This is a genomic window from Streptomyces coeruleorubidus (assembly GCF_008705135.1).
Lineage (GTDB): Bacteria > Actinomycetota > Actinomycetes > Streptomycetales > Streptomycetaceae > Streptomyces > Streptomyces coeruleofuscus.
Genome location: NZ_CP023694.1, coordinates 5,928,560 through 5,943,473, shown reverse-complemented (window position 1 = coordinate 5,943,473; position 14,914 = coordinate 5,928,560). Strand labels below are relative to the sequence as shown.

At 69.9% G+C, this 14,914-nt stretch carries 11 protein-coding genes; 5 read left to right on the top strand and 6 right to left on the bottom strand.

Going from position 1 to position 14,914, the window contains the following annotated elements:
• Positions 1 to 36: 36 nt before the first annotated feature.
• Both CP976_RS27545 and CP976_RS27540 read left to right on the top strand, forming a co-directional pair.
• Positions 37 to 1,248 carry a pyridoxal phosphate-dependent aminotransferase gene (locus tag CP976_RS27545; protein ID WP_150482757.1) on the top strand — a complete coding sequence of 404 codons (1,212 nt, stop codon included), beginning with the start codon at positions 37 to 39 and terminating at the stop codon, positions 1,246 to 1,248.
• A 112-nt stretch (positions 1,249 to 1,360) separates the two neighbouring features.
• On the top strand, positions 1,361 to 1,789 hold the full coding sequence (locus tag CP976_RS27540; protein WP_150482756.1) for an SCO4983 family protein: 429 nt from the start codon (positions 1,361 to 1,363) through the stop codon (positions 1,787 to 1,789).
• Between the two features lie 229 nt (positions 1,790 to 2,018).
• On the opposite strand, the gene CP976_RS27535 is transcribed toward CP976_RS27540, so the two are convergent.
• Positions 2,019 to 3,752 carry a WD40 repeat domain-containing protein gene (locus tag CP976_RS27535; protein WP_229875534.1) on the bottom strand — a complete coding sequence of 578 codons (1,734 nt, stop codon included), beginning with the start codon at positions 3,750 to 3,752 and terminating at the stop codon, positions 2,019 to 2,021.
• Between the two features lie 240 nt (positions 3,753 to 3,992).
• Positions 3,993 to 5,822 carry a phosphoenolpyruvate carboxykinase (GTP) gene (locus CP976_RS27530; protein ID WP_150482755.1) on the bottom strand — a complete coding sequence of 610 codons (1,830 nt, stop codon included), beginning with the start codon at positions 5,820 to 5,822 and terminating at the stop codon, positions 3,993 to 3,995.
• 326 nt (positions 5,823 to 6,148) lie between these two features.
• Here CP976_RS27530 and trhA point away from each other — a divergent pair, with 326 nt between their 5' ends.
• The 3 genes from trhA (at position 6,149) to CP976_RS27515 (ending at position 8,362) form a co-directional block, all read left to right on the top strand.
• Entirely contained in the window at positions 6,149 to 6,862 is a 714-nt protein-coding gene (trhA, locus tag CP976_RS27525; protein ID WP_150482754.1) for a PAQR family membrane homeostasis protein TrhA, read from the top strand.
• Positions 6,863 to 6,982: 120 nt separating this feature from the next.
• Positions 6,983 to 7,603 (top strand): TetR/AcrR family transcriptional regulator, encoded by a 621-nt coding sequence (locus CP976_RS27520; protein ID WP_150482753.1) that lies wholly within the window; start codon positions 6,983 to 6,985, stop codon positions 7,601 to 7,603.
• A 33-nt stretch (positions 7,604 to 7,636) separates the two neighbouring features.
• On the top strand, positions 7,637 to 8,362 hold the full coding sequence (locus CP976_RS27515; protein WP_150482752.1) for a Mut7-C RNAse domain-containing protein: 726 nt from the start codon (positions 7,637 to 7,639) through the stop codon (positions 8,360 to 8,362).
• Here the strand turns inward: CP976_RS27515 and CP976_RS27510 are convergent.
• From CP976_RS27510 to CP976_RS27495, 4 genes are read right to left on the bottom strand one after another with little or no spacing between them, the layout of a single operon-like run.
• A complete protein-coding gene (locus CP976_RS27510; protein WP_150482751.1) occupies positions 8,359 to 10,764 on the bottom strand; it encodes a galactose oxidase family protein in 2,406 nt (801 codons plus the stop codon). The two genes, CP976_RS27515 and CP976_RS27510, sit on opposite strands and share 4 nt — an antisense overlap.
• Entirely contained in the window at positions 10,761 to 11,954 is a 1,194-nt protein-coding gene (locus tag CP976_RS27505; RefSeq protein ID WP_150482750.1) for a glycosyltransferase, read from the bottom strand. The genes CP976_RS27510 and CP976_RS27505 overlap by 4 nt, the downstream gene beginning before the upstream one ends.
• Positions 11,951 to 13,600, bottom strand: a complete 1,650-nt coding sequence (locus CP976_RS27500; protein ID WP_150482749.1) for an ArnT family glycosyltransferase — start codon at positions 13,598 to 13,600, stop codon at positions 11,951 to 11,953. Before CP976_RS27500 ends, CP976_RS27505 begins: the two co-directional genes overlap by 4 nt.
• Positions 13,597 to 14,886, bottom strand: a complete 1,290-nt coding sequence (locus CP976_RS27495) for a glycosyltransferase (RefSeq protein WP_150482748.1) — start codon at positions 14,884 to 14,886, stop codon at positions 13,597 to 13,599. The genes CP976_RS27500 and CP976_RS27495 overlap by 4 nt, the downstream gene beginning before the upstream one ends.
• Between the last annotated feature and the right edge of the window lie 28 nt (positions 14,887 to 14,914).

Below are 14,914 nucleotides of genomic sequence, written 5' to 3'. Positions count from 1 at the left end.
GCCCATGACGCAATACCGGGCCGTAAGCTCCCAGACATGCAGGTGATCCAGTCGACCAAGCTCGCCAACGTCTGTTACGAGATCCGGGGCCCGGTGCTCGAGGAGGCGATGCGGCTGGAAGCCGCCGGTCACCGCATCCTCAAGCTGAACACCGGCAACCCGGCCGCGTTCGGCTTCGAGTGTCCGCCCGAGATCCTGGAGGACGTCCTCCGGAACGTGTCCTCGGCACATGGATACGGAGACGCCAAGGGCCTGCTGGCCGCGCGCCGCGCGGTCGTGATGCACAACCAGACCCTCGGCATCGAGACGGACGTCGAGCACGTCTTCATCGGCAACGGCGTCTCCGAGCTGATCGTGATGGCCATGCAGGGCCTGCTGGACGACGGGGACGAGGTCCTCGTGCCGGCCCCGGACTATCCGCTGTGGACCGCCGCCGTCTCCCTGTCCGGCGGCACCGCCGTGCACTACCGGTGCGACGAGCAGGCCGACTGGATGCCGGACCTGGCCGACGTGGAGCGCAAGGTCACCGACCGCACCAAGGCGATCGTGATCATCAACCCCAACAACCCGACCGGGGCCGTCTACGACGAGGCGATGGTCAAGGGGCTCACCGACATCGCGCGCCGCCACAACCTGCTGGTCTGCTCGGACGAGATCTACGACAAGATCCTCTATGACGGCGCCACGCACACCCCGACCGCCGCCGTCGCCCCCGACCTGCTGACCCTCACCTTCAACGGCATGTCGAAGGCCTACCGGGTGGCCGGCTATCGGGTCGGCTGGATGTCGATCTCCGGGCCCCGCGCGCACGCCGACTCCTACATCGAGGGCCTGACGATCCTGGCCAACATGCGACTGTGCGCGAACATGCCGGGCCAGCACGGCGTCGTCGCGGCGCTCAGCGGACGCCAGACGATCAACGACCTGGTGCTGCCGGGCGGCCGGCTGCACGAGCAGCGGGACGTCGCCTACGAGCTGCTGACCCAGATCCCGGGCGTGACCTGCGTGAAACCGAAGGGGGCGCTGTATCTCTTCCCGCGCCTCGACCCCAAGGTCTTCAAGATCAAGGACGACCGGCGGATGGTCCTGGACCTGCTCCGGCGCGAGAAGATCATGGTCGTCCAGGGCACCGGCTTCAACTGGCCGGAACCGGACCACTTCCGGGTGGTGACCCTGCCGACGGTCGGGGACCTGCGGGACGCGGTGGGCCGGATCGGGCACTTCCTGGACGGCTACAGCCAGGCCTGACGGAGCGTCTCGCTCACGGTACGTGTGCAGCCAGTCCGGCTTTGTGAACAACTCAACTTTAGACGAAATCTAAGCTAGGATGGCTTCCTGAAAGCACTCAGGAGGCCCTCCCATGTACGAACCGATCCGCGCCAAGTCGGTCCACAGCACGGTGGACGGCCCCAACCCCGACTTTCCCCACCGTTCCCGTGAGGAAGAGCTGGACATCCAGCTCGCGGGCCATCTCGCCGCGCTGCTCGCCGTCACGGACGAGCTGCGCGCGGCCCAGGCCCGGGCCTCGACCGACCTGGACACCGCGGCTGAGCGGCTCGCGGAGCAGGTGGGCCGGCTGCGCGGAGGGCGCACACCCGTCCGCGCGCCGGTGAGCGGCTCCCGCCGCGAGCGCAGCGGGACCGCCCTCCACCGGCGGGCACACGCCCTGGCCGGCCGCGCGCTGGTCGTCGCCGCCTCCCGCGCCGACACGGCGGCCGCCATCCTGGCCGCCGAGCGGATGGACGCGCACGCCGCGGCTCTCGAGCCGCGCGAACTCGCCTCCCGCTGAGCCCCCCCGGGGGGCTCCCCCGACGGCCCCGGTCCGCGCGCACCCGCAGCGACGCGCGGACCGGGCGCCACAACAGCACTGCGTTGGCTTGAGCCGGTTATCGCCGTTGTGGTTTTTGGCTGTGGGTTGGTGCGCGTTGAGTGTGGCTGGTCGCGCCCACGCGGCGGAGCCGCACATCGATACAGCCCCGCGCCCCTGAGGACGTGCCCGCCCTGGGCGTTTGAGTGCCTCAGCGCCTCACGTAGACCTCCACCGACGCGGTCGACCCGTTGTGCAGGTCGTCGCCCGGCCAGCTCACCGTGTAGGTCACCTCGCGGCGGGTGCGCGGCACGTCGTTGATCGTGAACGTGCCGTCGGCGGCTACGGTCACCGACGACAGCGTGCCCGTGCCGAGCCGGTCCTCGCGCACGACCTTGAGCACGGCCCGCTCGGGCAGTGCCTTGCCCTGGGCGGTGAACGTGCCGGTGATCTCGATGCCGCCGGACATGCTCGCCTCCTCGGGCGCGGTGAGCGCGATCGAGGTGGGCGCCTTGCCGACCGTCACGGTGTGGGTGACGTCGGTGGCCGGCCGGTGGGTCAGATCACCGAGGTACGACACCGTGTACGTGGCCTCGCCGACCAGGTCGGGCTCGTCGAGGACGGTGAAGGTGCCGTCCGCCTTGACGGTGGCGGTGCCCAGATCGTGGGTGCCGGCCGCGTCGGTGCGGGTCGCCCTGACCTTCAGCGGCTCGGCGGGCGCGGGCCCGTCGTGCTCCAGCCTGCCGCGCACGGCCAGCGGTTCGCCCGCCACGGCCTGGCCGGGGCTGTGGGCGAGGCCGCCGGTGAAGCGGGCGTCGTACTGGACGGCGGGCGGCTTGATGATGTGCAGCCAGTACTGGCCGCCGGCCGCGTTGGTGGTGACCGCGAACAGCCGGGAGCCGTCCGCCGACCACTCCATGCCGCGCGGCACGACCCGGTCGCCGTCGAGGCTGCCCTCGAAGGCGAACTCCAGCGGGGTGGTCGAGTCGTCCGGGTCGGCCGGCTGCACCAGCAGGTCGGGGACGGAACCGGTGGCGGCGGATCCGCGCGCGATGTACTTGCCGTCGCCGCTGAAGGCGACCGCGCTGGCGGTGGCACCGTCGGGCAGGGCCTGGTAGCCGGTCGCCGCGTCCGACAGGTCGCCGGTGTTCAGCAGCCGGGTGCCCGCGGTGGCGTCGGCGACGGCGACCTTGGTGCCGTCGGCGGACAGCGCCAGGTCCTTGAGGTTCAGGGCGCCGTTGCCCGCGTCGTCGGCGAAGCGGCGCGCGGCGTTACGGACCAGGGCGCCGTTGCCGGTGTCGTACACGGCGAGGAAAGGGTCGCTCGCCTTGGCGTTGAGCGGCTGGCCCATGAGCATGCGGTCCCCGGCGCCGGACTCCAGCAGCAGATCGCCGTAGTCGTTCCAGCCGGTGTTCGTGTACGCGCCGTTCACGATCCCCGCGAGGTGGGTCTCGGAGGTGGCGCACTGGGAGACCGAGGACGCGTTGGGCGCCGTGAAGTAGAGCTGGCCGCTGGACTGTGCGACCTCGCGGCCGCAGTAGTCGGTGCCGACGGAGCCGACGGTGGTGCGCTGGAAGGTGGTGGTGTCGTATGCCTCGATGCGGTCGCGCAGACCCGCGTACAGCTTGCTGCCGTCGGCGCTGACCGCGAGGCCGGAGACGTGGGCCTGGTTGGTGACGAGGGTCGTGAGGCGCTCGCCCTCGAAGTTGTAGACGGCGATGGTGCCGGAGTTGAGGTAGTAGCCGACGTTGCTGTCCGCCACGAAGACACGCTGGTGGACGTTGTCGACGGCCAGTGCCGAGTACGACGAGATCGGCAGCTTGGCCACGGCGTCGGAGGCCGCCGCATGGGCCGCGGGCGCGGCGGCGACGGTGAGCCCGGTCCCCGCGAGCAGGGCGGCGGCCAGCGTGGCCGCGAGCCGTCTGGAACGATGTGCAGTATTCAACTGTGCCCCCCACAGGCTTTGTTGCGGGCCTCACCGGGACCGGTGAGACACCTGTAGAGAGCATGAAACAGGCGTGAAGATTCTGTGAGCAAGGGGGCGCGACGGAAAGGCGAAAGGCAGGGGCCCGCACGCCGTTGTGCGGACCCCTGCCTCCCGTGGTGCTGTCACCGCGGCCGGCCGTGACGATGTTGCTGGTCAGGGCACGATCGGAGCCGGCCGCGGCGTCGGTGGAGGGCTGTCTCAGCCCAGGCGCTGCACCAGCGCGCGGTACTCGTCCCACAGTTCCTTGGGCGTGTGCTCGCCGAAGGTGTTGAGGTGCTCGGGGACCAGGGCGGCCTCCTCGCGCCAGACCTCCTTGTCGACGGTGAGCAGGAAGTCCAGGTCGGAGCCGGCCAGTTCGAGGCCGTCGGTGTCCAGGGCCTCCTTGGTCGGCAGGATGCCGATCGGGGTCTCGACGCCCTCCGCCTTGCCTTCCAGACGCTCCACGATCCACTTCAGGACGCGGCTGTTCTCACCGAACCCGGGCCAGACGAACTTGCCCTCGTCGTTTTTGCGGAACCAGTTGACGTAGTAGATCTTCGGCAGCTTCGACTGGTCCTTGCCCTTGGCGACGTCGACCCAGTGGCCCATGTAGTCGCCCATGTTGTAGCCGCAGAACGGCAGCATGGCGAACGGGTCGCGGCGCAGCTCGCCGACCTTGCCCTCGGCGGCGGCGGTCTTCTCGGAGGCCACGTTGGCGCCGAGGAAGACGCCGTGGTTCCAGTCGAAGGACTCCGTCACCAGCGGTACGGCGGTGGCGCGGCGGCCGCCGAAGAGGATCGCCGAGATCGGCACGCCCTTCGGGTCCTCCCACTCCGGCGCGATGATCGGGCACTGGGAGGCGGGGACGGTGAAGCGGGCGTTCGGGTGCGCGGCCGGCGTCTGCGACTCGGGCGTCCAGTCGTTGCCCTTCCAGTCGGTGAGGTGGGCGGGCGGCTCCTCGGTCATGCCCTCCCACCAGACGTCGCCGTCGTCCGTCAGCGCCACGTTGGTGAAGACCGCGTTGCCCCACAGCGTCTTCATCGCGTTGGCGTTGGTGTGCTCGCCGGTGCCGGGCGCGACACCGAAGAAGCCCGCCTCGGGGTTGATGGCGTACAGCCGGCCGTCCTCGCCGAAGCGCATCCAGGCGATGTCGTCGCCGATGGTCTCGACCGTCCAGCCGGGGATGGTCGGCTCCAGCATGGCGAGGTTGGTCTTGCCGCAGGCGCTCGGGAAGGCCGCCGCCACGTACTTGGACTCGCCGCGCGGCGGGGTGAGCTTGAGGACCAGCATGTGCTCGGCGAGCCAGCCCTCGTCACGCGCCATCACGGAGGCGATGCGCAGGGCGTAGCACTTCTTGCCGAGCAGGGCGTTGCCGCCGTAGCCGGAGCCGTAGGACCAGATCTCGCGGTCCTCGGGGAAGTGGGAGATGTACTTGGTCGTGTTGCAGGGCCAGGGGACGTCCTCCTGGCCGGGCTCCAGCGGAGCGCCCAGGGTGTGCACGGCCTTGACGAAGAAGCCGTCGGAGCCGAGCTCGTCCAGGACCGCCTGGCCCATGCGGGTCATGGTGCGCATGGAGACGGCGACGTACGCCGAGTCGGTGATCTCTACACCGAGCGCGGACAGCGGCGAGCCGAGCGGGCCCATGCAGAAGGGCACGACGTACATGGTCCGGCCGCGCATCGAGCCGCGGAACAGGCCGCCCTGCCCCCCGGAGCCCTGGAAGATCTCCCGCATCTCGGCGGGGGCCTTCCAGTGGTTGGTCGGGCCCGCGTCCTCCTCCTTCTCGGAGCAGATGAACGTCCGGTCCTCCACGCGGGCGACGTCGGTGGGGTCGGAGGCCGCGTAGTAGGAGTGGGGGCGCTTGATCGGGTCGAGTTTCCGGAAGGTGCCCTTCTGGACGAGCTCCCCGCACAGTCGCTCGTACTCGGCCTCCGATCCGTCACACCAGACCACATTGTCCGGCTGCGTCAGCTCGGCGATCTCGTTCACCCACGAGATCAGGCCCTGATGGGTGGTGGGGACGGTGGGAGCCGCGATGTCGCGCGCCACGATTGCTCCTAAATGAGGGATTTTTTTGATGTGGAGGCCCCGTGGGGGCTGCGACCCGGATGCTTCACGGTGAAACTTGGCGCTCATCCGGTGCCGACCGCACTCATTTGATCATCCGACGCTTGCGCCCATCTGTCCAGAGGAGCGCACAGGTGAGCAACGTGAGGCTCGCCACGGTTTCTCGCGCCTCTTTACATGCACGTTGCGTTCACCTGACCGTCCGTTTGCGTAACCATCGTTCGGCCACGGTGAGAGGATGGCCACTCTTCATCGGCCGATCGACCGGACCGATAGGTCACTTACGGTTCCGTAGCTAACATTTGGCCATGACTGCGTTCGCCCCCGACGCGCCTTCGGACACGCCGGCCGACGGCCGTGGTCCCACGGCGCTCTCCCTGCCGCACCCGGTGAAGCCCAAGCTGCGCGGTTGGATTCACCTCGGTATGTTCCCGGCCGTCCTCGTCGCGGGCCTGGTTCTGACGGCCCTCGCGGACTCGACCAGAGGGCGCATCGCCTGCGGGATCTTCGCGCTGACGGCGTGCCTGCTGTTCGGCGTGAGCGCGCTGTACCACCGGGGCGACTGGAGTCCGCGCATGGACGGCGTGCTGCGCCGCCTGGATCACGCCAACATCTTCCTGATCATCGCGGGCACCTACACGCCGCTGGCCATGCTGCTCCTGCCGGGCGCCAAAGGCGAGTGGCTGCTGTGGGGCATCTGGGCCGCCGCGGCGGCCGGCATCCTCTTCCGCGTCTTCTGGGTCGGCGCCCCGCGCTGGCTGTACACGCCGTGCTACATCGCGATGGGCTGGGCGGCCGTCTTCTTCCTGCCGGACTTCATGCGGACCGGGGGCGTCGCCGTCCTCGTCCTGGTCGTCGTCGGCGGCCTGCTCTACAGCGCGGGCGGCGTGATCTACGGGATCCAGCGGCCCAACCCGTCACCGCGCTGGTTCGGCTTCCACGAGGTGTTCCACTCCCTCACGCTGGCGGCCTTCGTCGCGCACTACGTGGGGATCTCGCTGGTGGCGTACCAGCACGGTTAGAAGCCCGCTCCACCTTCCCGGCCACGGCTTTCGAGCCGTGGCCGTTCGCGTTGCACTCGGGTTTCGTTGCACCCGGGGGAAAATTGGCAGTGGATGGTGATTGAGAGTTACTGTCGAATCATGGCCAGTGTCACCCCCGCCGAGCAGCCTCCACTGGGGCTCCGGGAGCGGAAGAAGATCAAGACCCGCAAGGCTATCCGCGCCGCGACCTACGCGCTGATCGAGCAGCAGGGTTACGACGCCACGACGATCGAGCAGATCGCCGACCGGGCCGAGGTGTCGCCGTCGACCGTCTTCCGGTACTTCCCGACCAAGGAGGACATCGTCATCACCGACGAGTGGGACCCGGTGATCCTGGCGGAGCTGCGGGCCCGGCCGGACGACGAGTCGTGGGCCGACGTCCTGCGGCACGTGATGCGCACGGCCCTCGACCTGAGCCTCGCCGAGGAACCCGAGGTGACCCGGCTGCGCAGCCGGCTCGGGGTCGAGGTCCCCGCCGTCCGCGCCCGCATGATGGAGAGCATGGCGGCGACCGGCCGGCTGCTCCGCGAGGCCCTCGCCGAGCGCTCCGGGCTCGCCCCCGACAGCCTGGAGCTACGGGTCTTCGCCATGTCCGTGATGGGCGGGCTGATGGAGGTCTCCCACTACTGGGCCGAGACCGGCCACCGGGACGACGTCCGGGAACTCGTCGACCGTGCCCTGGACGTCCTGGAACACGGCCTGGCGACCGGAAAACCCTGAGGCCGGCGCCCGCCGCCGTGACATCCTGACCGGGTGAACGGTCCCGAGATCCAGGTCGAGTTCGCCCCCGAGCTGCACGTGTTCGTCCCCCAGGCCCGGCGGGCGGGCGCCCTGCGGGCCGCCACGGACGGCGTCTCCAGCCTGGGCCATGTCGTCGAGTCGCTGGGTGTGCCGCTGACCGAGGTGGGTGCCCTGCTCGTGGACGGCCGCGAGGTGCCCGTCTCGCACGTCCCGGCGGCCGGCGAGTCGGTGACCGTACGGACCGTCGCCCGCCCCCAGCGGGTGCCCGGCGCTCCCCTGCGCTTCCTCCTCGACGTACACCTCGGCACGCTGGCCCGCCGCCTGCGGCTGCTCGGTGTCGACACGGCCTACGAGTCGACCGACATCGGCGACCCCGCGCTCGCGGCGCGTTCTGCGGCGGAGCAACGCGTCATGCTCAGCCGCGACCGGGGGTTGCTGCGGCGCCGCGAGCTGTGGGCGGGGGCGTTCGTCTACAGCACCCGGCCGCAGGAGCAGCTCCGGGACGTCCTGGACCGCTTCCAGCCCGACCTGCGCCCCTGGACGCGGTGCACGGCCTGCAACGGGCTGCTCCGCAAGGCGACCAAGGACGAAGTCGCCGACCAGCTCAAGCACGGCACGCACGCGACGTACGACGTGTTCGCGCAGTGCACGGAGTGCGGCCGGGCCTACTGGAAGGGCGCGCACCACGAGCAGCTGGAGGCCATCGTGGAGCGCGCCGTCGCCGAGTTCGGGAGCTAGCTCTTCCTCATGTCCCCCTTGCCGCAGGCGATCCCGTCCCCGTTGCGGTCCAGGCGCAGCGGGTCGTCCTTGCCGTTGACCTTCAGACGGCCGTAGTCGTTCGCCTTGAGCCACTCGCAGCGGGCGGCCGTCGTCTTCTTCACCTCCGCCGGGAAGTCGGTCGGCACGCAGACGTTGATCGAGCCGTAGTGGCGGTCGCAGCCGGAGATCGTCGGGCTGACCTTCTGCGACGTGCGCTTCTTGCCGGGCCCCGCGACCTTGCCCTCGGGCGAGTCCACGAAGTCGTGGACATGCGCCGAGGCGTCCGTCGCCTTGAGGGCCTGCGGGCCCTTCAGGTGCACCCACTTCGCCACCGACGGCACCCCGTTCGCGTCCACCGCGAAGAGCATGTACCAGCCGGGCGGGGCCAGGTTGGGGTTGCTCGTCACGTTCAGGTCGACGTTGTCGCCGTCGACGGACAGCGGCAGGTCCACGAACCGCTGGTTCGGGTCGGAGGAGTGCGTGACGGCGGCCGGGCGGATCAGCTCGGCCTTGGCGATGGGCCGGTCGACGGTGATCCGCTGGGTGTCGCCGTAGTTCCACTCGGTGTCGATCACCGAGGTGATCGCCGGACGCGGACCCTTGAACAGGTAGGGCGGGCTGTAGACCGACACGTCGTGGTTCCAGGAGCCGTTGCCCGGGTTGTCGCCGGTGGTCATCACGCGGCCGTCGGGGAGCAGGAACGCCGAGGAGTGGTAGCCGCGCGCCTCGGGGTCGACGGCCACCGGGTCGAAGGTCTCCGACTCGGGGTCGAAGATCGACGTCTCGTACACCGGGTTGGCGCGGTTGTGCAGCGCGCCGCCCGTCTCCAGCACCTTGCCGTCCGGGAGGAGCACCGCGGAGACGTACATCTTGCCCTGGTCGCCGGTCTGCGGGACGGGCCCGTTGCCGAGGTCGACCGTGCCCTGCGGGATCGGCGGCCCGGCCACGTAGGACGGGTTCGGCCGCTTGAGGTCGATGATGTCGGTCAGGCGGTTCGCCTCCGGGTTGGAGTCGATGTTGCCGCCGCCGAGGGTGAGGACCTTCTGATCCTGCGCCGGGGGCAGCAGCACGCTGGCCGACTGGTCGCGCTCGTCCTTCTTCTGCAGGCCCGGGACCTGGGTGGTGGTGTTGGCGCCGTAGTCGTAGATCGCCGAACCCGTGCCGGGGATGTTGTTGCCGAAGACGTGGCTGCCCGAGTAGAAGAGACGGCCGTCCTGCATGAGGATCATCGACGGGTACAGGCCCCAGTACGACCAGGTCTGGTTGACCTTCCACAGCGGCTGCCACCGCTGCTCGGCCTCGGAGAACAGCTCGGCGGTGACCGAGCCGGTGGAGTCCTCCTTCAGGCCGCCGAAGGAAATGACGTCGCCGTTGCCGAGGATCGTGGCCGACGGGTACCAGTGGCCGTCGTTCATGTCGTTGGTCTTCGTGTAGGTCTCGGTCTCCGGGTCGAAGATGTACGAGTCCTTGTAGCCCTGGTAGCCGACGCGGCCGTCCGCCGACGGGTAGCCCTTGTTGCCGCTCATCACCAGCACGCGCCCGTCCTGGAGCTGCACGTGGCCGGCGCAGAACATGTCCTTCGGCGTGGGGACGACCTTGTAGGAGCCGTTCGCCGGGTCGTAGACCGCCGAGGTGAAGGTGCCGGCCTTGAACATCGACTCGTCGTTGCCCGAGCCCGCGATCAGCAGCACCTTGCCGTTGTGCAGGACGACGGAGTGCATGGAGCGGACCGGGTTCTTCGTGGGCAGTACGTCCCACTTGCCGTTGGCGCACTGCTCGGCCGTGCCGGTGCACTTCGGCGGCAGGACCGGGTCGGGGACCTGGTCCATCCTGTAGTCGTCGGTGGTGGCGGACCCGGTGCCGTAGACGGAGACGCCCCAGGAGATGCGGTCGGTGCCGGCCGGGACCTCGGGGGTGCGGACCGTGGCCTCGGTCCAGTCGCCCGCGAGGTCCAGCGTCTTGAGGTCGGTCCAGTACTGCCAGCCGGCCGTCGCGTCGTGCCGGAACAGCGTGATCGACGCGTCGGGCGTGGTCGTCTTGTACCAGAGGCCGAGGTCGTACTGCTTGCCCGGCGTCACCACCGGCGCGCACTCGGCGGACTCGGTGATCAGCGCCTTGCGGTCACCGTCGGCGCGGCGGGTCAGCTCGACCTTCATGGCCTTGCCGCCGGTGTGCGCGTCATTCGTGGTGGTGAAGGTGAAGTCGTTGTCGCCCCAGCCGGACTTCTCCCAGCAGTAGGGCATGTCGCCGGTGCCGGCGGTCTCGAAGCCCGGGTTCCTGATGAGGTTGGCGGCGGAGGCGGGCTGGGGCGCGGTCAGCAGGAGACCCGCCGTGAGCGCGCCCACGCCCACGAGTGCGGTCCTTCTCCGGTACTTGTTCACACGGCTCTCCTCGCGGTGCGGCTCTCGCGCACGGGCTTCTCAGGGCCCCGGCGCGGCAGATAGACCAGCGCTTCGGTGGCCGCGAAGCGCAGGACGAACGTCGTCACCAGCGCGAGCGCGGTGGCGGACAGCACGCCGAGGTGGAACTGGTGCACGAACAGCGCGATCAGCGGGATGCGCAGCACCAGATCGGCGTTGGCGAGCAGCGCGAACCGCCCGGCCCGGTCCCACCAGCGGCGGTGCCGGCGCCGCTCGCGGAACAGCAGGTGCTCGATGAGCACGAAGTTCCAGGCGACGCCCAGCTGGTTGGCGAGGATCTCCGCCGGTACGTAGTGCATGCCGGCGGCGGTCAGAGCCCACAGGCCCAGCAGGTTCGGTACGAAGCCGGTGAGCCCGATCAGGCCGAAGCCGACCATGCGCGCGACCGGCGAGGCGGCGCGCAGCCCGGCCAGGTGGCGCAGGAAGCGCAGGCCCTCCTGCGCGGTGCACTTGGACTCCCCGGCGAACCGGTCCTGGAAGACGAAGGGCACCTCGGTGACCGTGCGGGGGCGGCTGCGGACGGCGAGTTCGAGGAGGATCTTGTAGCCGAGCGGCTGGAGGACCTCGGCCGTGACCGCGCTGCGGCGGATCGCGAAGAAGCCGCTCATCGGGTCGCTGATGCCGTGCAGCCGGCGCGGGAACAGCGCCTTGGTCAGCCAGGTCGCCCCGCGCGAGACGGCCACGCGGTAGCTGCCCGCGAGTCCGGCCCGGCTGCCGCCCTTGATGTACCGGGAGGCGACGACCAGCCCGGCGTTGGCGCGTTCGCCGGTGGCGACCAGGTCGGGCACGAGGGACGGCGGGTGCTGGCAGTCGCCGTCCATGACGACGATCCAGTCGGACGTGGCCGCCTTCAGGCCCTCGACGACCGCGCCCCCGAGCCCGCCCACCGGGTCCTCGCGGTGCAGCACGGTCACCGGGAACGGGCAGTCCTGCGCCGCCTTCTCGATCACCTGGGGCGTGTCGTCGGTGGAGTCGTCCACGAAGACGACCTCGCAGGGCAGCCGGGCCGGGACGGCCTCGGTGATCTGGTGCAGCAACTGCCGCACGTTCGCCGACTCGTTGAACGTCGGTACGACGATGGTGACGGCGCCCGGTTCGGGGATCTCGGCGGTCTCGACGACCTCGCCGGGGACGGTGGATTCCTGGCTCATCGCGCGCCTCCGGCGGACGTCTGGATCTGGCGGATCTCGATGCGGTCCTCGCCGGTGCCGAAGGTGGCGACCGGGGCCGAGTGCTCCATGGCGGCCTTGACGTTGGGCAGGTCGGCCGCGTCACGCCGCACGGTCGGCGAGGCGACGACGTAGTCGAGGTCCTTCCAGCCGCGCGGCATCGTCTTCGTCACCGCCGGGTCGAGGTCGGCCTTGTAGAACCAGATGACGCCGAGCCCCGGCCGGTAGCCCTGGTGCACGAGGTCGAGCCAGAGGGCGTCGTCGACCAGGACGCGGGTGCGCTCCGGGTTCTCGACCTCGGTGGCCAGCCACTGGGACGCGGCCTTGTAGGGGGCGTTGGCGTCGGTGGTGACGGCGGTGCGGGCGCCGTCGTACCAGTGCGGTACGACGTAGGCGCCGGCGGCGAGGGCGAGGGCCGCGGCGAGCGCGTACCTGCCCGCGCTGACGTACCGTTTCTCCGCCTCGGAGCGCCAGCGGCTCAGCACCGCGTGGGCGACGGAGGCGGTTCCTCCGGCGAGGACGAGGGCGAGGAACGGCAGGGCCTGGATGACGTACATCGCGGGCAGGTAGCCGTTGGGGCGCAGGGCCAGCGCGTCGAAGATGGCGACGGCCAGGGCCGGTCCGGCCAGGGCGCGGGCGGTGACCGACCAGCGCCAGGTGACGAGCAGCAGGAGCGCGCCCGCGAGGCCGCCGAGGGGCAGGATCTTGTCGTAGTACAGCCACGACTGGAGCACGCCCCAGGAGCCGGAGCCCTGGTCCAGGATGAAGCCCGAACCGGGTCTGGTCATCTGGTACTTGACGCCGTCCCAGAGGGAGACGTGCCCGGCACCCGGCAGCAGCTCGCCCTTGAGCAGGGCGAACAGCGGATACGCGAAGCCGATCAGGGCGCAGGCCGTGACGGCTCCGGTGAGGGCGAACTTGCGGGTGTCCTTGTGGCTGTGCCGCCACATGGTGAGGAACAGGGCGGGCAGGACGATGAGCATCGTCTCTTTGGTGAGGACGGCCGTGGCGGCCGCCATCCCCGCGCCGAAGTGGTGCCAGAGGTGGCGGCTCGGGGACGCTGCCAGGGTGAAGGCCAGCAGCGTCCACATCACCGCGAGGTTGTCGAGGAAGATCTCCCGCTGGAGGACGACCGACAACGGCGAGAGGCCGAAGAACACCATGCCGAGCGCGGCCGCCCAGCGGGGCAGGGCGAGGCGGCGGCCCAGTACGTAGACGAGGACCGCGCTGATGCCGCTGATCACGAGCATCGCGGCCCGCATGGTGCCCACCGTCATCGACTCGGGGCTGATCAGAGCCGGGATCCAGGTCAGCACGGCGATCTGGATCCAGCCGAGCGGCGGGTGGTCGTACCAGTAGGTGTAGTGGGCGAGGCCGTTGCCCTGCTGGACCGACCAGGCCTGGGCGAGGTAGGTGCCCTCGTCGTCGCTGAGGGCGGGGTAGTCGGCGATGTTCCAGCCCTGCACGACGAGGATCGCCACGAGGAGGACACCGCACAGGAGCAGGTCGGGCCGAGAGGAGCGCAGCCGCTTCGGCGGCTCCGCTCGCCGGTGCGCACCGGTTCCGGGCACAGGCCGGCGCTGCGCGGGGACCTTCGCTGTGGTCACCGCGGGAAGGGTGGAGGTCACGCGGGAACGTCCTCTCGGGTCACGGGAACGTCCTGCCGTGTCACGGTCGTCTCGCCGAGATGCGCGCCGACGTGGGTCGTCAGCTCCCAGTCGTTGCGGCCGCGCTGCTCACGCCACACGGCACGGACGGCCGCCCCGGCGAGCAGGACCTGGTAGAAGGGGCCGCCCACGACCAGCTTCAGATAGTGCGCGAACCGCACGCGCAGCCCGTACTGCTTGCCGAAGTCGTGCAGCCCGACGATCTCGAAGACGAAGGTGACCAGGGCGGTGACGGCCGGCAGGAAGGTGATGAAGGCGACGCCGACGGGCACGTCCAGGAACAGCGCGATCGCCACGTTCAGCGGGATGATCAGGCCGGTGAAAGCCTGCATGAACGGCGTCATCAGGGTGTAGCGGGCGAGCAGCCGCTGCCCGAGGGTGGGCAGTTGCTTCCAGTCCTTCTTCCGGTACACCTGGAGGAACCCCTGGTTCCAGCGGGTGCGCTGCTTCAGCAGGGACATCAGCGAGCCGGGGGTCTCCTCCCGGGTCACCATGTCGGAGTCGTAGGCGACGACGACCTTCTTGCCGACGCTGGAGAGCCGCACGCCCAGGTCGCAGTCCTCGGCGAGGCAGTTCGGGTCCCAGCCCTCGGCTTCCCTGAGGACGTCCGTGCGGACGAAGACGGTGTTGCCGCCGAGCGGAATGAAACCTTTCTGCGCGTGCAGGTGGAGCCGCGAGCGGAACCAGAAGAAGTACTCCAGGCAGTTGCGCAGGCTGTACCAGCTGGAGTGGAAGTTGATCAGCTGCACCCCGCCCTGGACGACGTCCGCGCCGGTGGTGCGGAAGGCGTGGTCGACGTGCGCGAGGAGCTCGGGGTGGACCTGGTCCTCCGCGTCGAAGACACCGACGACGTCGCCGCGGCAGTGCGGCAGCGCCGTGTTCATGGCCTTCGGCTTGTTCTTCTTCTCGTGCGTGTCGACGACGACACGGACCCGTGGATCACGTGCCGCGGCCTGCTCGGCCACGGCGGTGGTCTCCGGGTCGTCGTGTCCGACGATCACGATGATCTCGAAGTCGGTGTGGCTCGACTCCAGCAGCCGCTGGATCGTGTGGTCCAGCACCGCCTGTTCGTGCCGGGCGGGCAGCAGCAGCGAGAACGAGACGTGCTCGTCCCCGTCCGGACTGCTGAACCGCGTGGAGGCGAGCACTTCCGGCGTACGCCAGGCGTGCATCTGCCACCACAGAGTGAAGGCCGCCATCCAGAACAGAGCCAGTGAAACGGCAGCGATGAAGACAGACGTCAGCAAACAGATCCCCCCAGATCCCAGAACCCCC

Excerpts from the sequence above, each read along its gene's own strand:
- CP976_RS27545 (WP_150482757.1), top strand. The coding sequence starts at position 37 with ATGCAGGTGATCCAGTCGACCAAGCTCGCCAACGTCTGTTACGAGATC.
- CP976_RS27540 (WP_150482756.1), top strand. The coding sequence starts at position 1,361 with ATGTACGAACCGATCCGCGCCAAGTCGGTCCACAGCACGGTGGACGGC.
- trhA (WP_150482754.1), top strand. The coding sequence starts at position 6,149 with ATGACTGCGTTCGCCCCCGACGCGCCTTCGGACACGCCGGCCGACGGC.
- CP976_RS27520 (WP_150482753.1), top strand. The coding sequence starts at position 6,983 with ATGGCCAGTGTCACCCCCGCCGAGCAGCCTCCACTGGGGCTCCGGGAG.
- CP976_RS27505 (WP_150482750.1), bottom strand. The coding sequence starts at position 11,954 with ATGAGCCAGGAATCCACCGTCCCCGGCGAGGTCGTCGAGACCGCCGAG.